General features: G+C 61.4%; 19 protein-coding genes. 14 read left to right on the forward strand and 5 right to left on the reverse strand.

Annotated features, from left to right (window positions below):
* Nucleotides 1-583 precede the first annotated feature (583 nt).
* From BJ917_RS32510 to BJ917_RS04605, 4 genes are all read left to right on the forward strand, one after another.
* Nucleotides 584-1246, forward strand: coding sequence for a hypothetical protein (locus BJ917_RS32510; protein ID WP_177435559.1), 663 nt, complete (start codon nt 584-586; stop codon nt 1244-1246).
* Nucleotides 1247-1381: 135 nt separating this feature from the next.
* Nucleotides 1382-2224 (forward strand): DUF6502 family protein, encoded by an 843-nt coding sequence (locus tag BJ917_RS04585; RefSeq protein ID WP_121102243.1) that lies wholly within the window; start codon nt 1382-1384, stop codon nt 2222-2224.
* Nucleotides 2221-3828, forward strand: a complete 1608-nt coding sequence (locus tag BJ917_RS31700) for a DUF5666 domain-containing protein (protein ID WP_147432543.1) — start codon at nt 2221-2223, stop codon at nt 3826-3828. The genes BJ917_RS04585 and BJ917_RS31700 overlap by 4 nt, the downstream gene beginning before the upstream one ends.
* A gap of 102 nt (nt 3829-3930) precedes the next feature.
* Nucleotides 3931-4680, forward strand: a complete 750-nt coding sequence (locus BJ917_RS04605) for a hypothetical protein (protein WP_121102250.1) — start codon at nt 3931-3933, stop codon at nt 4678-4680.
* Nucleotides 4681-4710: 30 nt separating this feature from the next.
* Here the strand turns inward: BJ917_RS04605 and BJ917_RS04610 are convergent, their stop codons facing one another.
* A complete protein-coding gene (locus BJ917_RS04610) occupies nt 4711-5592 on the reverse strand; it encodes an NmrA family NAD(P)-binding protein (protein WP_096510625.1) in 882 nt (293 codons plus the stop codon).
* A 110-nt stretch (nt 5593-5702) separates the two neighbouring features.
* On the reverse strand, nt 5703-6344 hold the full coding sequence (locus BJ917_RS04615) for an HD domain-containing protein (RefSeq protein ID WP_121102252.1): 642 nt from the start codon (nt 6342-6344) through the stop codon (nt 5703-5705).
* A gap of 160 nt (nt 6345-6504) precedes the next feature.
* Here BJ917_RS04615 and BJ917_RS04620 point away from each other — a divergent pair, with 160 nt between their 5' ends.
* The gene (locus tag BJ917_RS04620) at nt 6505-7479 is read left to right on the forward strand and encodes a GlxA family transcriptional regulator (RefSeq protein WP_121102254.1); all 975 of its coding nucleotides are present in this window, start codon (nt 6505-6507) and stop codon (nt 7477-7479) included.
* 89 nt (nt 7480-7568) lie between these two features.
* On the forward strand, nt 7569-8255 hold the full coding sequence (locus BJ917_RS04625) for a hypothetical protein (protein ID WP_147432544.1): 687 nt from the start codon (nt 7569-7571) through the stop codon (nt 8253-8255).
* 179 nt (nt 8256-8434) lie between these two features.
* Here BJ917_RS04625 and BJ917_RS04630 read toward each other — a convergent pair whose 3' ends face one another.
* The 3 genes from BJ917_RS04630 to BJ917_RS04640 form a co-directional block, all read right to left on the reverse strand.
* On the reverse strand, nt 8435-8833 hold the full coding sequence (locus BJ917_RS04630) for a DUF5329 domain-containing protein (protein ID WP_121102258.1): 399 nt from the start codon (nt 8831-8833) through the stop codon (nt 8435-8437).
* A gap of 70 nt (nt 8834-8903) precedes the next feature.
* Entirely contained in the window at nt 8904-10469 is a 1566-nt protein-coding gene (locus BJ917_RS04635) for a phospholipase D family protein (RefSeq protein ID WP_121102261.1), read from the reverse strand.
* Between the two features lie 350 nt (nt 10470-10819).
* Nucleotides 10820-11770: a LysR family transcriptional regulator gene (locus BJ917_RS04640; protein WP_197706313.1), complete on the reverse strand. Its 951-nt coding sequence runs from the start codon at nt 11768-11770 to the stop codon at nt 10820-10822.
* 403 nt (nt 11771-12173) lie between these two features.
* On the opposite strand from BJ917_RS04640, the gene BJ917_RS04645 reads away from it, so the two are divergent.
* The 8 genes from BJ917_RS04645 (at nt 12174) to BJ917_RS04680 (ending at nt 22412) form a co-directional block, all read left to right on the forward strand.
* Nucleotides 12174-12503, forward strand: a complete 330-nt coding sequence (locus BJ917_RS04645; protein ID WP_096510612.1) for a DUF485 domain-containing protein — start codon at nt 12174-12176, stop codon at nt 12501-12503.
* Nucleotides 12500-14149 (forward strand): cation acetate symporter, encoded by a 1650-nt coding sequence (locus tag BJ917_RS04650; RefSeq protein ID WP_096510610.1) that lies wholly within the window; start codon nt 12500-12502, stop codon nt 14147-14149. Before BJ917_RS04645 ends, BJ917_RS04650 begins: the two co-directional genes overlap by 4 nt.
* 168 nt (nt 14150-14317) lie before the next feature.
* Nucleotides 14318-15568 carry an OprD family porin gene (locus BJ917_RS04655; protein WP_121102263.1) on the forward strand — a complete coding sequence of 417 codons (1251 nt, stop codon included), beginning with the start codon at nt 14318-14320 and terminating at the stop codon, nt 15566-15568.
* A gap of 267 nt (nt 15569-15835) precedes the next feature.
* The gene (locus tag BJ917_RS04660; RefSeq protein ID WP_096510606.1) at nt 15836-17539 is read left to right on the forward strand and encodes an AMP-binding protein; all 1704 of its coding nucleotides are present in this window, start codon (nt 15836-15838) and stop codon (nt 17537-17539) included.
* 102 nt (nt 17540-17641) lie between these two features.
* Nucleotides 17642-19150: a CoA-acylating methylmalonate-semialdehyde dehydrogenase gene (locus BJ917_RS04665; RefSeq protein WP_121102265.1), complete on the forward strand. Its 1509-nt coding sequence runs from the start codon at nt 17642-17644 to the stop codon at nt 19148-19150.
* A gap of 110 nt (nt 19151-19260) precedes the next feature.
* Nucleotides 19261-20151, forward strand: a complete 891-nt coding sequence (gene mmsB, locus BJ917_RS04670; protein ID WP_121102267.1) for a 3-hydroxyisobutyrate dehydrogenase — start codon at nt 19261-19263, stop codon at nt 20149-20151.
* A gap of 2 nt (nt 20152-20153) precedes the next feature.
* Entirely contained in the window at nt 20154-21242 is a 1089-nt protein-coding gene (locus BJ917_RS04675; RefSeq protein WP_121102269.1) for an enoyl-CoA hydratase/isomerase family protein, read from the forward strand.
* Nucleotides 21243-21260: 18 nt separating this feature from the next.
* Nucleotides 21261-22412, forward strand: coding sequence for an acyl-CoA dehydrogenase family protein (locus tag BJ917_RS04680; protein ID WP_096510602.1), 1152 nt, complete (start codon nt 21261-21263; stop codon nt 22410-22412).
* The last annotated feature ends 31 nt before the right edge of the window (nt 22413-22443 follow it).

Consider the following 22443-nt stretch of genomic DNA (forward strand, 5'->3'; position numbering starts at 1 on the left):
ATGCAACCCGGGATGCTGCCAGGGCTGCGGCAGATGCGGCCAGAGACGCCGCCAAGGCAAACGCGGATGCAGCCAGAGACGCCGCCAGGGCTGCTGCAGATACCGCCAGGGACGCCGCCAAAGCTGAGGCGAACGCAGCCAGAGAGGATGTGGCGGACGCCCCGGACGCACCGGATGTCGACGCGGCTGAGGTACGGAATTAGGCCCGCACGTTCCGCAATGGATACGGCAAGCATACCCATGGAAAACGTCCCGGGCGCTTGAGGGACGTATTGGCAAAGAGTCGCAAGCCCTGATAAGCCACGGGGGTTTGCGACTTTTTTTTCGAAATCGTGTCGCACTCTCCCGCCTTCGCGTTCGTTTATTCAGCCCCCTCTCCTTCCATCTCCCCAACCGGCGGTCGGCTTTCTCCTGCGCGGGTTGACCCTGAGCCAGAAAAGGCTAACTTACAACAAGTGGGAAATTTTCCCACGCCGATATTTCAGAAGACACTGTAACGCTCAGGGGTTGCTCCCATGCTGCTCCCGGATTGCAACCTGATTGCGTTTGCACTGTTCGCGGTCAATCACCAGGAGAATGCACGATGAACACTTACTCGCTTTTCAAGAGAGGTTTACTGGCGCTGGCAATCGGTGGCGTCCTCTCGGCTTCCACTGTTTTGATACCTGACTCCATTTCCCATGACTCGAGCGCCTATGCCAAGGATGGTGGTGGCGGTGGTGGTGGTCACGGCGGTGGTGGCGGCGGCGGCGGTGGCGGCAACGGCGGTGGCGGCGGCAACGGCGGCGGTGGCGGTGGCGGCAACGGCGGCGGCGGCGGCGGTGGCAACGGCGGCGGTGGCGGCAACGGCGGTGGCAACGGCGGTGGCAGCGGTGGCGGCGGCAACAGTGGGCATGGCGATGGCGGCAACAGTGGTCACAGCGGCAGCGACCATGGCAATGGGAATTCCGGCCATGCCGGATCTGGAAGCTCGAACTCCGGTCGCAGTGGTACCCATGCAGAGGCAGGAGACGACCACGGTAACCATGCCCGCGGCGAGGTCGGTGACGATCACGGTAACCACGCCCGCGGTGAGGTCGGTGACGATCATGGTGTCCACGCCGGCGGCGAGGTCGGTGACGATCATGGCGTCCACGTTGGCGGCGAGCCCGGTGACGATCATGGCGTCCACGCCGGCGGCGAGCCTGGTGACGACAACGGCAACCATGCAGGTGGCGAACCCGGCGACGACAACAGCCGGACTTGAAGCGGCGACCTGATGGCCTCATACAAAACCCTGGGACCGGTTTTGTATGAGGCACGGCAAAAAACACATGCCAGCATTCATGGGATTATTTCCCACACAGCTATACTAGGGGTTGTCTATCCAGGAATGCGCTGAATGCAATCGTCCACCCTGCCCGCCTCCCTCCTCAAAGCCCTGCGGCATGTCATGCGGCCGCTGGTACGCCTGATGCTGCGCAAAGGCGTCACCTACCTGGTGTTCGCCGACCTGCTCAAGGAGGTTTTCGTCGAGGTGGCGGACCGTGAATTCCGCCTGGACGACAAGGTACCGACCGACAGCCGCATCAGTCTGCTCACCGGCGTGCACCGCAAGGATGTACGGCGCTTGCGCGATACCGGCGACCCTGTTTCTTCCACCCTTCCGGAAAACATCACCTTCGGTGCGCAACTGGTCAACGCCTGGACCAACGCGCCTTTTTGCGACAACGCCGGCCAGCCACTGCCGCTGCCTCGACTGGCCAGCGTCGGCGGCGACCGCTCCTTTGACGCCTTGGTGGCGAAAGTCAGCACCGATATCAGGGCGCGGGTGGTATTGGATGAGTGGCTGCGCCTGGGCGTCGTGCGCCTTGACGAGCAAGAGTGCGTGCACCTCGAAGTCCAGGCCTTCGTGCCGCAAAAGGGCTTCGATGAGAAAACGGCTTACCTGGGGCATAACCTGCATGATCATGCCTGCGCTGCGGTGCACAACCTGACCAGCGAAGGTCCGGCCTTTTTTGAGCGCAGCGTCCACTATGACGCACTGGCCCCGATGAGCGTCGAGGTGTTGCGCGAGGCCGTTGCCAGCGAGGGGATGCAAGCCCTGCTGAGTTTCAACCGACTCGCCGCCGAACTGGAATTCAAGGACCTGCCCAGCCCTGAACCACGCCAGCGCATCACGGTCGGCTTGTATTTCTACACCGAAGCGTCCGATCCCAATTCGCCGACGGCCCCTAAGCCATGACCCTCCATTTGCGCCTGATCCGTGCAATCGCCCTCATTCTGGGCCTCGGGCTTCCCATTGTGCTGCAAGCCGCCCCCGCCTGTGTCAGTCAGAATAATGCGGGCATAAGTGGAGAGCCGGTCATCCAGGCACCGGGCGGCACCGGCGGTACGGGCGCGGCGCCTGGTGGCATGGGCGGTACCGGCATCGACACCGATAACGGCGGAGTCGGCGGTACCGGCGCACCAATTAAAAAACGCCCTGGCGGCATGGGCGGCACAGGTGACGTTGCAGGCGGCGTGGGTGGCACGGGCATCAGCAACGACAACGGCGGGATCGGTGGCACCGGCATTGTCGGCACCATCACCGGTTTCGCATCGATCTGCGTCAATGGCCTGGAAGTGCACTTCAACAAAAACGTTCCGGTCAGCGAGAATGGCACTGCCGCCACCAGCACCCACCTGGCGATAGGCCAAGTGGTTGCCGTGGAAGCGTTCAATTCCCGGCGCGGCCTGGAGGCCGGACGCATTTCCATCCTGCACGTCTACGAAGGTCCCTTGACTGCCCTGCCGAGAGATTCCATGCCCATGCGTGTCATGGGGCAACCGGTACGCCTGGCCAGCGGTGCTCAAGTCGCTTCCGGCCTGCGCCCCGGTGATCCCGTACGGGTCAGCGGGCTGCGCGATGCCCGAGGTGAAGTGGTCGCCAGCCGTATCGACCGGGCGCCCGACCTCAAGGAGGCCAGCGCTATCGGCCCGGTGGATCGCAGCGGTTATCTCCAGGGGATCAAACTCGGCAATAACCCGGGCCCGGCGCAGGAAATGCTGGTACGCGGCCAGTGGTCCGGCCGTGAGCTGAACGTGACCCAAAGCCGACCCGATCCGAGCCTGCCTTTCATTGGCCGGGTACACAATGCGGTGATCGAGGGCCTGGTACAGGGCCGGAACGACCGTCAATGGGTGGTGGGTGGCTTTAATGTGACGCTGGCGCGCGACACCGTGTTCGTCGGTGTGCAGCCGTCGGAGCTGGCGCTGGATCGACGCGTGCGGGTCAGCGGTGTGTTCAGTGGTGCGCGGGACGTGCGGGCAACGCGCATCGAATTGCCCCGAGAACACTCCGATTCACCCGCGAGCAACCAACACGGACAACTGCGAACCAACGAGCAAAACACGGACGACTCAAGTGGTTCGAGCAATTCGAGCGATTCCAACAGTTCCGGCAGCTCCGGCAGCTCCGACAACTCCGGCAGTTCGGGAAACTCGGGCAGTGACAGGAGTGGCCGTTCCGAGAGCGAAGACAGCGTGCGCGACGACACTCGCCACGGGGGCAATGACAGTCATGGCGGCAGCGACAGGCTGGAAAGCGTGGACAAGTCCGGCAAGTCAGAGCGTATCGAGAGGGTCGAGCAACCCGACAAAGTCGAGAAAGTCGAAAGGGTCGAAAAGGTAGAGAAAGTCGAGAAGGTAGAAAGAGTCGAAAAGGTCGATCGCCCGGAGAAAGTTGACAAGGTCGAACGCCCGGAGAAAGTCGAGAAAGTTGAACGGCCAGAAAAAGTCGAGAAGGTCGAGAAAGTCGAAAAGGTCGAGAAGATTGAAAGAGTCGATCGCTCCGGCAAAGGGAGTTAAACCGTGCAGGCATGATGCACAATTGCCATAAGTAACTAGGCTGGGTAAGTCACGCAACAAAGCATGCGTGTGAACTTCGATGATGGAACACACGAGGTGAACATGAACCCCAGGCACGCCCTGCTCGTCGGTTTGCTTGCCAGCCTGGCCTTGCCAGCCCTGGCCGATACCTTCACGACTTCGATTGGAACCGACTACTCACGGGGCGACTATGGCACCGGTACGACGTCTGAAACCTGGTACGTGCCACTGGTGAGCAAATACGAAACCGGTCCCATGACCTACAAGCTCACGGTGCCCTGGCTGCGCATCACCAATCCTTCGGTCGGCCCCGACGGCGAGCCGTTGCCCGGTGGCTGCGGCAAAGTGGAAAGCGGTTTGGGCGACACCGTCGCCGGTGCCGACTATGCCGTGCTTGACGGTAGCATCAGCGGACTTTTCGTGGACCTGATCGGCAAGGTCAAGTTGCCCACCGCCGACGAAGACAAGTGCCTGGGCACCGGCAAAACCGACTTCTCCGCCCAGGTCGATGTCGCCAAGGCCTTCGGCCGATTGACCGGGTTCGCCACCCTGGGCTGGAAAAAGTACGGCGATCCGTCGGGCTCCAACTTCGACAATCCGATATTCGCCGGCCTGGGCTTCGCCATCCCCGTGTTCGCACGCACCTCCGCGGGCGTGTCCTACGACTGGCGGCAGAAGGTCATTTCCACCGGCGACCCGATCAAGGAGCTCACACTCTTCCTCACCCACAAGCTCAATCAGAACTGGAAGTTTCAGTTGTATGCCGTCAAGGGGTTTACCGACGCCAGCCCGGATGGTGAGGCTGGACTATTGTTCAGCCACACCTACTGAGCGCCACCGACTCCAGTGTGTTTCACCTCGTCACGCATACGCGTCCCGGTATTTTTCGATGAACGCCTGCACGGACAACGCGGGCGTGCCGGTCACTTTCTCCACGACATCGTTCACCCCCGCGAAGACGCCCTCCCGGTAATCCTGAGCGACTTCGACCAGGTGCTGTACCAAGGCCGGCGGAAACCTGTACTCGTGCTCCATCTTGTGCTCGAACGCCTCGATCGATGTCGGTGCGTACTGGATCTGCACGCCAAGCACTTCGCTCATGGCAGCGGCGATCTCCGTGTGATTCATCTCGACCGGCCCATGCAGGCTGTAAATCTTGCCCTCGTGCCCCGCAGGGTTGGCCAGGAGGTGGGCGATCACCCGCCCCTGGTCATCGGTCGCGATGGGCGCGTGACGGCCATGCTCGAAGGGGAACTCGATTTTTTTCCTGGCCAGGATCTCCTTCGCGAAGTGCGGGTAGACGAGCCAGTCCGCGAAGAATGTGGGGCGCAGGTGCGTTGTCGGTACCCCCGACCAGTCGAAAACGCGCTCGGAAATCCAGTGATCCTGTGCCAAATGACTCCTGGACTCGCGCCGTGCGGAGATCTGCGACATGTTCACGATCGCCTGTACCCCCGCCTCCTTCGCTGCCTGGGCAAAATAGGCCGCACCGTCGATGATTCCCGGTGCCAGCGGATAAAGAAAATAGGCCGAACGGATGCCTTCCATCGCCGCACGGATATCATCGATATTCGTGAAATCGCCAATCGCAATGTCAACCCCGCGCTCGCGCAGGGCCGCCGCCCTTTCATCGTCCGTGCGTACGTAAGCCCGCACACGCTTGCCCATCTTGAGCAGCTCATCGATGGCAGCCCCACCCGTACGTCCGGTTGCACCGCTTACAAGAATGTCCACTTCGCTCATGACTGTATTCCTCTCAAGCAATTGGAGCCTGTGCTCCGACTGTCAATTGACTTCAACCACCGGCTCGCGGGTTGAAGCCTCTCGTCGCTGCAGAACAATGCAACGGCCTCTCAGCTTTCAAATGGAGCGTTGTCGATCAGGTCGCACACGTTCGGGCAATCGAAACCATGTATGTGGCGACGTCCAACATCCCCCAGCCCGGTACCAATGGCGGTATGCGGTTTTTTCCGGGCAACTTCGGCCACCGCTTGAGTAAACGCGGCCTTCATTCCGACGCGTGGGTAAAGGGCGAGCGTTTCATCAATCAGTGATGGCGTGATTTCCTCCATGAACAGGCCCATGACATCGACATGAGCCCCCATGTAGATCAGGGCGATTTCCGGTTGCTTGCGGTCCGCGATGCCGGCACTGGAGTGAAGAGCGATCGCATCCCAGACCAGTTGCGCTTTCGCGTCCGAATACCCGTTCGCTAACAGGAATCGGCTGGCCGCGTCGGCGCCATCGACTTCAAAACGCTGGTCGGCACAGAACTCGTCGGTAAGCCCCAAGTCATGCAACAGCGCAGCGAGGTAAACGGTTTCCCGGTCGTACTTCAGCCCGCGCTGCTTGCCGAGGAAATCGGCGAACCACCATGTGCGATGTACGTGATTCAGGAGCGCCCTGGAGTGGACCCGCTCAACCAGCGAAGCGGCCTTGCGGGTGAGTTCTGAATCCGGTGCGATGATGCCGCCGACTGTAACGGGTGTGTTCATGCTTGCTTCCCAGGGTTGAGATTGACCTCGCTCCAATCTAATGATTCTGATTTGTCCAAATTGACTATTTTCAGTTGATTCGTGCCAAATTGACGTCGGACACCCACAGGGGACAACCGTGAAAAAACAAACGAACACCCGCCCTCTGCGCCCCGGGCAGATGCAAAAACGCGTGGTGATTCTGGGGATGCCCCCGGTCGATGCACTCGATGTGATCGGCCCTGCCGAGGTGTTTGCCTTCGCCAATAGCCTGCACGACGGCGAAACCGTCCCCTACCAGTTGGACCTGGTTTCATCGGACGACGACCTTCACTTGGCCAGCAGCACGGGCATCAACCTCACGGCGCATAAAACCCTTGAGCAAGAGCGCCAGGCGAACAAGCCCATTGACACCTTGATTGTCGCGGCGGGCCAGCAGTCAGTGGGTCATTTGAACGAAGAGGCCATCGAGTGGATACGGGCGCGTTCCACCAGCGTGCGGCGCGTGTGCTCGATCTGTGTCGCCGCGTTTGCCTTGGCGGAGGCCGGGCTGCTGGAGGGTCGTCGGGCAACCACCCACTGGCAGATGGCACGCGAGCTGGCAGAGCGTTTTCCGCTAATCGAGGTCGACGCAAACCCTATCTGGGTGAAAGACGGCAACGTGTATACCTCGGCAGGCATCTCGGCGGGAATCGATCTCACCCTCGCGTTGGTCAGCGAGGACCTGGGCGATCACGTCGCGATGGAGATTGCGAAAAACATGGTCCTGTTCCTGCGGCGTCCGGGGGGACAGGCGCAGTTCAGTGTCACGCTTCAATCGCAGCGTGCGCCGGGTTCAAGTCTGGATGAGCTGTGCCTGTGGATCAGTGAGCATCTGCACACCGACCTTACGGTCGAGAGACTGGCAGACCGGATGTCGACCAGTGTCAGAACGTTGATCCGGACCTTTCAGCGGGACTTGAGGACCACGCCGGCGAAGTATGTCGAAGACGTTCGCCTCGAAGCCGCCTGTCGGGCTTTTGAGCTGGGCGGACATTCAATGGAGCAGGTTGCACGTCAATGCGGCTACAGCAATGTCGATGTGCTGCGCAAAGCGTTTATCAGACGCCTGGGTGTAAGCCCCAAGGAATATGCGCTGCGCTTTGCGCCAGCCTGAGCAATGTTGCGTTTGCCGCGACTACCTCTAAGCTAACAATGACTTACAGGACGACAAGGAACGTTATAGACACTCCATCGCAACATCACATGTCATTCAATAGTCGTTGGTTAGTAAGAGGCGATGTCTGCTCGCAAATTCCAAAACTTGAAAAGCCGAGAAATCAAGCGATGAACGAAGAGCCAGGATCCAAAGGATGGTGGCAGACCATTCCCGGTATTTTGACGGCAACCGCCGGCATTATTACGGCAATAGCGGCTTTGATTGTTGCTCTCAACCAAGCTGGCTTCTTTGAAACGCAAACCAAAAAGGCCACGCAGGTTCCCAATGGCACCGTCACGCAGGCGACGGGAGGTGAAAGCCGAGCTGACACAACCGCCAAGGCGCCAATGCCGTCGTCAATTGAAGAGACGAAGCCCTACCCTATAACTCTTTCGTCCGGCGCAGAGGTAAGAGTCGGGGACGCCGTTTACAAAATATTATCAGCGCGGCTTGATCGTCATTCTCCGAGCAAACTTTCGTTGAGATTCGAAGTGCGCATGACCAACAATGACCGATACGACGCAAACTTTTGGGCGGCTTCTTTCCGCTTGCTGATAGGCGGCGTACTGCGCGCACCGGAAAACGATCTTAACGAGCTGGTAGCCAGCCATAGTTCAAAGGAAGGATCGGTGGAATTTGTAATTCCAGATAATGTCACCGACGTAGGACTCCAGATAGGTGAAGTTGGGAACGATGCGCCCGTACTCCAGATCGATCTGCACGCACCTCACTAGTGGTTCAAGCAGGCGTTATGCATTAAAGCCATACACCTATGCCTGATAAAAATCGACACCCATTGGGGTAACCAAGGCGTTTGCGGATGCTGATAGCAAAACCATAAGACCCCAGTTAGCCGTTTTAGATTTCCAGCCCGGCCACGTAGTCGTTCAAGTATGCGTTTCATGGCACAACATCAATGAAGTTGCCGTTGCCTCTGGAGTTCCCGCTTCAACCAGATGCTTGCCGGTTCTACGCCTTCCGAACATCGTACCTCATAGGCGCGGCCACTCATGCTGCTTTTAGTGGCAGCAAGATCGATGAAGTCTTCTGCGCTGTTCACCATGTTCTTGCCTTCGAGATAATTCAGCTTCTTCTCCAGATGCGCCCGAGCGCGGGGACCTGGGTATTCGCTCCCGTTGCGCACAAACTGACACTTGCTGTGTTCGACAAAGTCCAGCAAGCCCTTTATCTCTTGATTGGCCTGAGGTGTGGCCTGAGCCTGCGCATTAGGGACAATTGCGAAAAGGCTAATACCCGCAGCCATAATCAATGGGTTGATAAGCCGTGCCGTGACCCCTATCCACATTCGCATGGTTCATCCCGGTCCTGAAAGTGAAATGAATGGAGTGACCTCCAACAGCAAGATCTGGCCTCTTTTTTAGCTATAACATCCTCTCCAGCCCGATCGTGCTGCTGAGCCACGAATTGAAACGTCGCCACCAACTCCCCGGCTCCTTGGTCAACGTATGCTGCTTGCCGTCATCCTCGGTGACCCAGACCAACTGAGACTTTTCCAGCACGACATGATAACTGAGAGTGGGTGCCATACCCTCCAGGGCCAGCTCGCGCACCCGGCCGGCGAGTTGCGCATTATCCACCAACACTCCGACTTCGGTGTTCCACAATAATGAGCGCGAGTCGAAATTGAACGAACCGATAAAAGCTTTCTGCCGGTCGAAAATCATCGCTTTGCTATGCAGGCTGGAATCGGAACTATTGGAAGATCCGCTGTGAAACAGGCGTGGCCTGCTGTCGCTGTCACCGGACCGGCGGCGTAACTCGAACAACTGCACACCATGCTCCAGCAAGGTTTTGCGATAAGGGGCGTAACCACCATGCGCAGCGGGCACATCGGTGGCTTCCAGTGAGTTAGTCAGCAAGCTGATCGACACGCCAGCGTCGGCACGACTGGTCAAGTACATCAACCCCGGTTGTCCGGGCACCATGTAGGCGGAGACCATGATCAGCTCCTTGTTGACCCCGTCAAGCTCGGGTGCCAACTGGGTAGTCAACAGCAAGTGCGGGGGTGGTTCGCCTTTCGACAAGACCTTACTCGGTGCATCCCACATCGCCTTGTTCCAGGCCCAGATCAGCTCGCGGCGCCAGACATGCAGACGTGGGTGAGTGGTGTAGGACATCAACTGTTGGTAGAGAGCATGATTCTGTTTACGCGTTTCCTCCAGGGATTCGTCCAGCCGGGTCCGGGTATTTTTCAGGTCCTTGTTTGTCGGCATGGTGAAGAGAAACTGCTCGATCGGCTTGCTCAGAGCACTGTTCCAGTACTCGTCAAAACCATGCCCCAACTGTTCTGCAACCGGGCCGACACTGAGCATGTCGATGTCGGTGAAATTCTTGTTGGGTTCGGCATCGAAATACTCGTCCCCCAAATTGCGCCCTCCGACGATCGCCACGCTGTTGTCCACCACCCACAATTTGTTGTGCATGCGCCTGTGTTGCTGCGATAGGTTGAACAGGCGGCCCATCGTTCGCGTCACGACGGTGCTGCGGCCCAAATGCAGTGGATTAAACACGCGGATCTGAATCTGCGGGTGGGCAGCCAGCGTCGCGATAATTCGGTCCAGGTCATCGCTGGTCGTGTCATCGAGCAGAATCCGCACGCGGACTCCGCGGTCGGCGGCGTCGAGCAATTCGCTCACGAGTATCCGCGTACTAATGCCGTCGTGGACGATGTAATACTGCAAGTCGAGGCTGCTTTGGGCGTTACGGATCAGCTCGGCGCGTGCGGTGAAAGCCTCGGCACTATCGGATAGCAAGCGAAAACCCGATTGGCCCTGATGGGGGGCTGCCTGGGCCTGGATGGAACGACCGAACGCCGAATCGCTCGCAGGTAACGCCTGGCTGGGTTCGTGAGGAACATTGAGTGTCGTACAGCCATCAAACAGCAAGGCGAGCAATAGAAGAGCAAGCAGGGGCTGTTTGATTCTCACGGAGCGTACTCCGGGTGATGGCGATCAGGGATGCCGGATCCCGAAGAATGGTCAGTTGGTATCCATTAGCATTCTGGTCGTATCGACCTTGCGCACTGTTTCTTCGATCTGCGGTGTTGTTTTGGGAGAATAGTTCATCCGCTGGCAAAGATATGACTGACAGCCACCGGTAGGAAAAGAACCCACTGCCAAAAGTTGTGAAAATGACACCGCGACTCATTTTCGTATCCCCCCTTCATTCAATACGCAGCAGATGGGCGAGATAACGCCAGTAGAGGCGATGGGGAGCCAACACAAGAAAAGCCCATGACGGCCACCATCGCCCCCTCCCAATTTGGGATCAATGCAACTCATGGCGACGGCAGATAGGCCATCGCGCGCGACTCGCCCATCAGCAGCGGATGATTGAGCTCCGCACAGGCGCGCAGGTAGTCGGCTACCAAGGTGATCCGCTTGAGCTTTCGCAGATCCTCGCTGTAGTACATCCAGAACTGTCGAGTGACCTCCACCTGGTCCGGCAGCACTTCGCACAGGCGCGGGTCGGGACCGGCGAGGAAGCAGGGCAAGATGGCCAGCGCGCGGCCTTCCAGCGCTGCGTGGTACTGGGAGACGACGCTGGTGCTGCGCAGGCGACTGTGGGCGCCGGGCAGCAGGTCGTTCAAGTAGAGCAGCTTGAAGCTGAAGGCCAGGTCCTCGACATAGGTCACGAACGGGTGACTCGCCAAATCCTCGCTGCTGGTAATCGGTGGATGGTTGGCCAGGTACTCCGGTGTCGCATACAGACGCAAGCGGTAGTCGCACAGGCGCGAGCACACGTACGGACCGCGCTCGGGCCGCTCCAGGGTGATGGCGATGTCCGCCTCGCGCCGCGACAGGTTGACGAAGTGCGGGACCGGCAGGATGTCCACTGAGATATGCGGATAGTGAATGATGAAGTGGCTCATCTGCGTGGTGATGAAGCAGGAGCCGAAGGCTTCGGTACAACCGATGCGCAGGTGCCCGGCGAGCCCCCCGGTGGTTCCGGAAACCTGTTCGCAGGCTGCCAGCAGCGTACTTTCCAGTGTTTCGGCGTGGCTGATCAGGCGCTGCCCCTCCACCGTCAGGACGAAACCCGACGTTCGCGATTTCTCGAATAACAGGGCACCCAGGCTTTGCTCAAGCGCGCGGATGCGCCGCGACACCGTGGTGTAGTCCACCCCCAGGCGGCGTGCTGCACCACTGGCGGTGCGGGCACGGGCGACTTCGAGAAAGAAGCGCATATCGTCCCAATTCACATGATTTTGCGTTGTGCGTTTTTGCATATTCATCAGGCTTTTCTGCCAATACATATTGGAAATTTGCAACCATATACTCGCATTCAACGTGATTTGACCAGCACCGTTTCTCGGCCAGGGAGGTCCCAAACTCAATCAGGGCTAACAGCATGAATGCAGGGCGGAACGTCAGCTTTCAAACCGAAAACAGGCAGCTGCGCGGCAGCGAAATCACGGCCATATTTTTGCCAGCCGAAGGCTCATGCAGCGAGCACCCTGTCGGCGCAATCCCTGCGACATTCCACCTTCCCCTCGTCTCGGGAAGATCACCAGAGAGGCTATGACTCCAGCAACAGCATTCAGGCGACGTCCCGCTTCGGGACGTCGCTCGGGTACCCGTACGCCCCTAAAAAGGCCGACCAACAAAAACAATTAAAAGCGGAGCCTCACCATGACGACCGACCATCCGAACCACGCCCGGACCTGCGACCAGGTCAGGGCCAATCCCAAGTTCCAGCGCCTCACACGCCAGCGCTCAATGCTGGCGTGGTCACTGAGCGGCGCCGTCCTGGCCGTCTATTACAGCTTCATCATGGTGGTGGCCTTCGCCCCTGCCTGGCTGCACCGGCCACTGTACGAGGGCAGTCACCTCAGCCTCGGCATGCCGATTGGCGTGGCAATTATCTTGCTGTCCTGGTTGCTGACCGCCAGCTACGTGCATACCGCCAACACCCGCTTCGACGCGCTCAGCGTGCAGATCCTCCAGGAGACCCGCGCATGAAACGCATAGCCGCCCTTCTCGCCCTTTGCCCCCTGCTGGCCAACGCCGACCCCATCACCGCAGAGAAGCAACCGCTCAATGTGCATGCCATCGGCATGTTCTTCGTCTTCGTCCTCGCCACGTTGTTGATCACTTGGTGGGCGTCCCGCCGCACGCGCTCCGCTGCCGACTTCTACAGTGCCGGTGGCGGTATCACGGGGTTTCAAAATGGCCTGGCGATCGCCGGTGACTATATGTCGGCAGCCACGCTTCTGGGCCTTTCGAGCCTGGTGTTCACCAAGGGCTATGACGGCTTCATCTACATCATTGGCTTCTTCGTCGGCTGGCCCATCGTCACCTTCCTGATGGCCGAGCGCCTGCGCAACCTGGGCCGCTACACCTTCGCCGACATCGTCTCCTTGCGCCTGGATCAAACCCGCGTGCGCAGCTTCGCCGCCCTCGGCTCGCTGACGGTGGTGTGTTGCTACCTGGTGGTGCAGATGGTCGGTGCCGGCCAGTTGATCAAGCTGCTGTTCGGCCTCGACTATCGCACGGCGGTGGTGGTGGTCGGCCTGCTGATGCTGGTCTACGTGATCTTCGGCGGCATGCTCGCCACTACATGGGTGCAGATCACCAAGGCGGTGCTGCTGCTGGCGGGCGGCACGACCCTGATGCTGATGGCCCTGAGCCGCTTCGGCTTCAGCTTCGAGACGCTGGCTGCCCAAGCCGTGGCGGTGCATGCCAGCGGCGTGCAGATCATGGGCCCGGGCACCTTGCTGGCCGACCCGGTCAACGCGGTGTCACTGTCCCTTGGCCTCGTCTTCGGCATCGCCGGCCTGCCGCACATCCTGATGCGTTTCTTCACCGTGCCCAATGCCAAGGAAGCGCGTAAATCGGTGCTATTCGCCACGGTGTTCATCGGCTTCTTCTTCCTCGTGGTCTGCATCCTCGGCTACACCGCCATCGTCATCGTCGGCACGGACCCGCAGTATTACGTGGACGGTAAGCTCGGCGGCGCGATGATCGGCGGCGGCAACATGGTAGCCATGCACTTGGCCAAGGCCGTGGGCGGCAACCTGTTTCTCGGATTCCTCTCCGCCGTGGCCTTCGCCACCATCCTTGCCGTGGTGGCCGGCCTGGCCCTGGCTGGCGCCTCGGCGATCTCTCATGACCTTTATGCGTCGGTGCTGAAAAAGGGCAAGGCCGACGAGAAGCAGGAAATGCGCGTGTCGCGCATCGCCACGGTCTGTCTGGGCATTGTCGCGATCGCCCTGGGCATTCTGTTCGAGGGCCAGAACATTGCCTTCCTGGTCGGCCTGACGTTCGGTATAGCGGCCTCGGCGAATTTCCCGGTGTTGATCATGGCCATGTACTGGGAGGGCCTGACCACCCGTGGCGCCCTTTACGGTGGCCTCACCGGCCTGATCAGCGCTCTGGTCCTGGTCATCGGTTCGCCATCGGTATGGGTCGGTGTTTTGGGCCATGCCAAGGCGATCTTCCCCTACGATCAGCCGGCGCTGTTCTCCATGCCCCTGGCCTTCCTGGTCATCGTGGTGGTGTCCCGGCTGGACCGCAGCGAACGCGCCGACCGTGAGCGCGCCGCCTATGCCGATCAGTTCGTCCGCGCCCAGACCGGCCTGGGCGCGGCCATGGCCAGCAGTCACTAACGCCGCCGTTTTACGGGGTCTATGCCCTGAGCGCGAGTTCACCCCTTAGCGTCGCGCTTTTTTACTCCCGCCCTGCGCCACCCCGCGCCGGGCACCTTCAACAAGCCTTCCCTCCACTGGTCCCGGCCAGTGCGGGAACGGCTTGCCTATAACAACAAGAGGCATGCAATGAAACCCACTCTTTTTACCCTGTTCCTGGCAGGCAGCAGCCTTGCCACCCAAGCCCATGCGGACTTCCTCGCAGACAGCAAGGCCAAACTGGAGTTGCGCAACTTTTACTTCAATCGTGACTACCGTCAGGCGGGTGCCACCCAGTCCATGCAAGAAGAATGGGCCCAGGGCTTCCTGCTGCGCTACGAGTCCGGTTACACCGACGGCATGATCGGCGTCGGCGTCGATGCCCTCGGCCTGCTTGGCGTCAAGCTCGACTCCAGCCCCGATCGCGCCGGGTCCGGCCTGCTCAAACGCGAAAACCAGTCACCCCGGCGCGCCAAGGACGAATACGGCGAAATGGGCCTGACCGCCAAGTTCAAGGCCTCCAGCACGGTGCTCAAACTCGGCACCCTGGCACCCAAGCTACCGGTGCTGCTGGCCAATGACTCGCGCCTGCTGCCACAAACCTTTCGCGGCGGCCAGTTGAACATGCAGGAGATCAAGGGCCTGACCATCGATGCCGGACACCTGGATCGGGTCAACCAGCGTGACTCCTCGGACGACGAAAAAATGGGCATCACCACCACCGGCGCCAAAGGCATCGTCGGCAGCCAGGCGCGGAGCAATGCCTTCGATTTCGCCACCCTGGCCTACCAGTGGAACGAGCGGTTGAACACGAGCTACAGCTACGGTGGCCTGGACAATTTCTACCACCAGCACCAACTCAACCTGGTCCAGGTGCTGCCGTTGGCCGAGGGACAGTCGCTCAAGAGCGACCTGCGCTACGCCCGCTCCACCGACGACGGCAGCAGCAACATCGACAACACGGCATTGGGCGCAATGTTCACTTACGCACTCGGCGGCCATGCCTTTGGTCTCGGCTACCAGCGCATGAGCGGCGATACCGGTTTCGCCTACGTCAACGGCAGCGACGCTTTCCTCGTCAACTTCGTGCAGATCGGTGACTTCGCCAACAGGGACGAGCGCTCCTGGCAGGCGCGCTACGACTACAACTTCGCCGCGCTGGGCGTTCCCGGCCTGACCTTCATGACCCGCTACCTGTCCGGCGACAACATCGATCTGGGCGCCGGCAAACCCGAGGGCCGCGAATGGGAGCGCGACACCGACATCGGCTACGTGGTGCAGAGCGGCCCGTTGAAGAGCGTCGGTCTCAAGTGGCGCAACGCAACCGTGCGTACCAGCCATTTCGGTAACGACCTCAATGAGAACCGCCTGATCCTCAGCTATACCCTGGCGCTCTGGTAAATCCCCCGCAAGACGGGGGCCGCTCGCATCGCCTGACGGTGCGGACGGCTCCCGACCGGCGCGCAACATCCATGATTTTTTTGCACAACGCACCGGTTTTTATGAGCATTCTTAATTGATTTTTGCATGCCTATACTGGGTTCCACAGCCTGGTCATGAACCGGCTCAGACCCAACAAAAACAACCAAGGGCACCCACCGTGAAGACATTCATGCTTGCCGCCGTCTCCCCGCTATCAAGTACCCGCACGGCTCTCGGGAGACTCCAATGAACAGCCACTGCCAACCCTTCCTCGCCGCTCGGGATTTCCTGCTCACCCACCGTACCGACTACGCCACTGCCGCGCGTGATTTCCGCTGGCCGCAGCTGAACGAGTTCAACTGGGCACTGGATTACTTCGATGCGATGGCCGAGGGCAACCAGGCCAACGCCCTGTGGATCGTCGAAGAAGACGGCAGCGAACAGCGCTATAGCTTCGAACAGCTGGCCTTGCGCTCCAACCAGGTGGCCAATCACCTGCGTGACCTCGGCGTGCGCCGCGGTGAGCGTATCTTGCTGATGCTCGGCAACGACGTCGCCCTGTGGGAAACCATGCTGGCTGCCTTCAAGCTCGGCGCCGTGGTCATTCCCGCCACCGCCCTGCTGACGCCCGATGACCTGCGCGACCGCATCGAACGCGGCCAGGTTCGCCACCTCGTGGTCGGCGGCGCCCACGTCGACAAGTTCGCCGGTCTGGGCGAAGGCTGCAGCCGCGTCTGCGTCGGCCCGGGCCCTGCCGACTGGACCCCGCACAGCGCCGCCAGCGAATACTCCGAACAGTTCGAAGTCGAGGGCCGCACCCTGGCCACCGACCCGATGTTGCTGTACTTCACCTCGGGCACCACTTCCAAGCCGAAGATGGTGCTGCACAGTCACCAGAGCTACCCGGTCGGCCACCTGTCGACCATGTACTGGATCGGCCTGCAGCCGGGCGACCTGCACTTGAACATCTCGTCACCCGGCTGGGCCAAGCACGCCTGGAGCTGCCTCTTCGCACCGTGGAACGCCGGCGCCTGCATCTTCATCCACAATGTCGCGCGCTTCAGCGCCCCCGCCCTGCTCGCCGCTCTGGAACGCTATGGCGTCACCAGCCTGTGCGCCCCGCCCACCGTGTGGCGCATGCTGATCCAGGAAGACCTGGCCAGTTACAAGGCGCGCTTGAACCTGCGCGAACTGGTGGGCGCCGGTGAACCGCTGAACCCGGAGATCATCGAGCAGATCCTGCATGCCTGGGACTTGCCACTGCGTGATGGCTTCGGCCAGTCGGAAACCACCGCCCTGGTCGGCAACACGCCCGGCCAACTGCTCAAGCCCGGCTCCATGGGCCGTCCGCTACCGGGCTATCGGGTGACCATGCTCGACCCCGATGGCGTACCCGGCAATGAAGGTGAAGTGGCCCTGCCACTGGACGTGCGACCACTGGGCCTGATGTTGTGCTACGAGGACAGCCCGGAGAAAACCGCCGAGGTGATGCGCGACGGTTACTACCGTACCGGCGACACCGCGCAGATCGACGATGATGGCTACATCACCTTTGTCGGCCGCGCCGACGATGTGTTCAAAGCCTCCGACTACCGCATCAGTCCCTTCGAGCTGGAAAGCGCACTGATCGAACACCCGGCGGTGATGGAAGTGGCCGTGGTGCCAAGCCCGGACCCAGTGCGCCTGGCCGTACCCAAGGCGTTTCTGATCCTGGCCCATGACGAACCCGGGTGCGCCGAGCTGGCCGGCAACATCCTCGCCTTTGCCCGTGAGCACCTGGCGCCCTACAAGCGGGTGCGACGCATTGAGTTCGTCACCGAGCTGCCCAAAACCATCTCCGGCAAGATCCGCCGGGTAGAACTGCGGCAGATGGAAGCACAGCGCCGTCAGAGCGACGCGCGCGGCGCTCACGAGTACTTCGAAGAAGACTTCCCACAGCTCAAGGGCTGAATCCGGGCCGGTACGCCGGCCCTTTCGAATTCAAATCCGACCGCTCGGCCAATCTGGCCGAGGGGCTTAACTCGACCCAAAGAAAGCAGGCAGGACCCGAAAATGACCTCTTCCATCGTTCCAAGCGTCAAGCTCCTGATCAACGGCGAGTTCGTCGAATCGCGCACCACCCAGTGGCGTGACGTGGTCAACCCGGCCACCCAGGAAGTCCTGGCTCGCGTGCCCTTCGCCACCGCCGAGGAAATGGACGCTGCCGTGGCCAGCGCCAAGGAAGCCTTCAAGACCTGGCGCAAGACACCGATCGGCGCCCGCTCTCGGATCTTCTTCAAATACCAGCAGCTGATCCGCGAGAACATCAAGGAACTGGCCGCCCTGCTCACCGCCGAACAGGGCAAAACCCTGCCCGATGCCGAAGGTGATGTGTTCCGTGGCCTGGAGGTGGTCGAGCACGCCACCGCCATCGGCAATCTGCAAATGGGCGAGTTGGCCAACAACGTCGCCAACGGCGTCGACACCTACACCTTGATGCAGCCGCTGGGCGTGTGTGCCGGTATCACCCCGTTCAACTTCCCGGCGATGATTCCGCTGTGGATGTTCCCGATGGCCATCGCTACCGGCAACACCTTCATCCTCAAGCCGTCCGAGCAAGACCCGCTGGTGACCATGCGCCTGGTGGAACTGGCGGTGGAGGCCGGTGTGCCCAAGGGCGTGCTCAACGTCATCCACGGCGGCGTCGATGCGGTGAACCTGATCTGCGACCACCCGGACATCAAGGCCGTGTCCTTCGTGGGCTCGACCAAGGTCGGCACCCATGTCTACAACCGCGCCACCCAAAACGGCAAACGCGCACAGTGCATGATGGGGGCCAAGAACCACGCCATCGTCCTGCCCGATGCCAACAAACAGCAGACGCTGAACAACCTGCTGGGCGCCTCCTTCGGCGCTGCCGGCCAGCGCTGCATGGCCCTGCCGGTGGTGATCCTGGTGGGTGAAGCGCAGGCCTGGTTGCCGGACCTGATCGAGCGGACCAAAACCCTCAAGGTCAATGGCGGCACCGAACCGGGTACCGATATCGGTCCGGTAATCTCCTGCGCAGCCCTGGATCGCGTCAACAGCCTGATCGCCAGTGGCATCGAAGAAGGCGCCAGGCTCGAACTGGATGGACGCAACCCGAGCGTACCTGGCTATCAGGACGGCAACTTCGTCGGCCCGACCATTTTCTCCGGCGTCACGGCGCAAATGTCCGTGTACCGCGAAGAAATCTTCGGCCCGGTGCTGTGCGTCATGCACGCCGCCACCCTGAACGAGGCAATCGAGATCATCAACGCCAACCCGAATGGCAACGGCACCGCCCTGTTCACCCGCTCCGGCGCGGCGGCCCGTCACTTCCAGGAAGAAATCGACGTCGGCCAGGTGGGTATCAACGTGCCGATCCCGGTACCGGTGCCGCTGTTCTCCTTCTCCGGTTCGCGCGCTTCCAAGCTCGGCGATCTGGGCCCTTACGGCAAGCAAGTGGTGACGTTCTACACCCAGACCAAGACGATCACCCAGCGCTGGTTCGACGAGGATGACACCGGCGGCGCCGTGAACACCACCATCACCCTGAAATGATCCCTGGCGGCCGGTGCCCGGCATCGGCCGCCAGACGCTCAACGGTGCAGTACCCGCCATTACCGGGCGATGCGCAATAGCGTGCCCCCCACTCGCAAAAGGTAGTCATCATGCATATCGGATTTCTCGGACTCGGCAACATGGGCGGCCCAATGGCCCGCAACCTGCTCAAGGCCGGCCACAGCCTGACCGTCTTCGATCCCTTCCCCCAGGCGGTCGCCGCCCTGGTGGAAGCCGGCGCCAGCGCCGCCGACTCCCCCGCCGCCGTGGCCAAAGCCAGGGTTGAGGTGATCATCACCATGCTGCCGACCGCCGACCACGTGAAACAGGTCTATCGCGGCCAGGACGGTCTGCTGGCCAACATTGGCCCGGGCGTGTTGCTGATCGACAGCTCGACCATCGACCCGCTCAGCGCCCGCGAGGTGGCCAAATTCGCCCTTGCCCAAGGCAATCCGATGCTCGATGCACCGGTATCCGGCGGCACCGGCGGCGCCACGGCAGGCACCCTGACTTTCATGGTCGGCGGCCCGGTCAGCGTGTACGACCAGGCCCTGCCGATTCTCTCGGCCATGGGCCGCAACATCGTGCACTGCGGTGCTGCAGGCAACGGCCAGGTGGCCAAGATCGCCAACAACATGCTGCTCGGCATCTCCATGGTCGGCGTCGCCGAGGCCATGGCCCTGGGGGTGACCCTGGGCATGGACGCCAAGGTGCTGGCCGGTGTCATCGGTACTTCCACCGGTCGCTGCTGGAGTTCGGAGATCAACAATCCGTTCCCCGGCGTGCTGGAAAACGCGCCGGCCTCGCGTGGTTACAGTGGCGGCTTTGGTACCGACCTGATGCTCAAGGACCTCGGCCTCGCCACCGAAGCCGCCAGGCATGCGCGTCAACCGGTGGTGCTCGGCGCTGCCGCCCAGCAGCTGTACCAGACCTTCAGCCTGCAAGGTAATGGCAGCCTGGACTTCTCCGCCATCATCAAATTGTTCCGTGGAGAAGCCTGAGCATGAGCGAGCAGCAAGCCCCGGTGCTGGCCAGTGTGCGCAACCGCATCGGCCACCTGACGCTGAATCGACCGAGCGCATTGAACACCCTGGACCTGCCCATGGTGAAACTGCTTTGCCGGTACCTGTGGGTCTGGGAACAGGACCCGGAGATCGTCGCCGTGACCCTGCGGGGCGCCGGGGAAAAAGCCTTCTGCGCCGGTGGCGACATCCGCATGCTGTACGACAGTCACACGGCCGGTGACAACCTGCACGAGCTGTTCCTCGAAGAGGAGTACGCCCTTGACGAGTACCTGCATGGCTACCCAAAACCGGTGCTGGCGCTGCTGGACGGTTTTGTCCTGGGCGGCGGCATGGGGCTGGCGCAGGCGGCTTCGCTGCGGGTGATCACCGAGCGCACGCGGATGGGCATGCCGGAAGTCGGCATCGGCTTTTTCCCCGACGTCGGCAGCAGCTATTTCCTGCCGCGCCTTCCGGGTGAGCTGGGTACCTATCTGGGGGTGACAGGCTGCCAGGTACGGGCCGCCGATGCGCTCTATGCCAACCTGGCGGACTACTGCCTGGCCAGCGAGCGATTGGCGGAACTGGATGCCGCCCTGGATCACTTGAACTGGACCCCTGCGCCTGAAGAAGACCTGCGAGACCTGCTCGACGGTCTGGCCACCGAGCGTATTGCGGGGTCGGAACTCAAGGCTTATCGCGATGTGATCGATGAGTATTTCGCCCTGCCGGATGTGCCGGCGATTCGCACCGCGCTGCAGCGTGAGCAGCGGCCGGAGCTGCGCGACTGGGCCGAACAGACGGTCGGGCTGCTCGACAGCCGCTCGCCGCTGGCAATGGCCACGACACTGGAGCTGTTGCGTCGCGGCCGTTACCTGAGCCTGGCCGACTGTTTTGCCCTGGAGTTGCACCTGGACTACCAGTGGTTCGAGAAGGGCGATCTGATGGAGGGCATACGCGCCCTGATCATCGACAAGGACAAAAGCCCCCGCTGGAATCCGTCCACCCTGGCAGAGCTGGCACCCCCTCGGGTGCAGGCCTTTTTCAGCGGCTTCCAGCCAGCCTGCGCCTCCCCTCTTCGCACGGCCTGATCGACAGGAGACAACGCAATGCACGATATCGAATTGACCGAAGAACAACGCATGATCCGCGACATGGCACGGGACTTCGCCCGCAGCGAAGTCGGACCGCAGGCCCAGGCCTGGGAGAAGGCAGGCTGGATCGATGACGCCGTGGTGGCGCAGATGGGTGAGCTGGGTCTGCTGGGCATGGTGGTGCCGGACACTTGGGGTGGCAGCTACACCGACTATGTGGCCTACGCCCTCGCCGTGGAGGAAATCTCGGCCGGCGACGGCGCCCTCGGCGCATTGATGAGCATCCACAATTCCGTAGGCTGTGGCCCCTTGCTCAAATATGGCAGCCCGTCCCAGCAAGACCGCTGGTTGCCGCTTCTGGCCAGTGGCCAGGCGATCGGCTGTTTCTGCCTGACCGAGCCACAGGCCGGCACCGAAGCCCACAACCTGCGCACCCGCGCCGAACTGCGCGACGGCCAGTGGGTACTCAACGGCGCCAAGCAGTTCGTCAGTAACGGCAAGCGCGCCCAGCTGGCCATTGTCTTCGCCGTCACCGATCCGGAGCTGGGCAAGAAGGGCCTGTCGGCCTTCCTGGTGCCGACCGACAACCCCGGCTTCGTGGTCGACCGCAGCGAACACAAGATGGGCATCAAGGCCTCCGATACCTGCGCGGTAACTCTGAACAATTGCACGATCCCCGAGGCCAATCTGCTGGGCGAGCGCGGCAAGGGCCTGGCCATTGCCCTGTCCAACCTGGAAGGCGGTCGCATCGGCATTGCCGCCCAGGCCTTGGGCATTGCCCGCGCCGCCTTCGAGGCCGCGCTGGGGTACGCCCGCGAACGCGTCCAGTTCGGCAAGCCGATCATCGAACACCAGAGCGTATCCAACCTGCTCGCCGATATGCATACCCGGCTCAATGCTACGCGCCTGTTGGTGCTGCATGCCGCGCGCCTGAAAAGCGCCGGGCAATCGTGTCTGTCAGAAGCGTCCCAGGCCAAGCTGTTCGCCTCGGAAATGGCCGAGCGCGTGTGCTCCAGCGCCCTGCAGATCCATGGCGGCTACGGCTACCTGGAGGACTACCCGGTAGAGCGCTATTACCGCGATGCGCGCATCACCCAGATCTACGAAGGCACCAGCGAGGTCCAGCGCCTGCTGATCGCCCGCGAGCTGGCCCACTACGCGCTCTGACCCGTTGGCCGGAAGCGTCCACTGCGTCCGG

The sequence above is a fragment of the Pseudomonas sp. WPR_5_2 genome (assembly GCF_003634475.1).
GTDB lineage: Bacteria > Pseudomonadota > Gammaproteobacteria > Pseudomonadales > Pseudomonadaceae > Aquipseudomonas > Aquipseudomonas izuensis.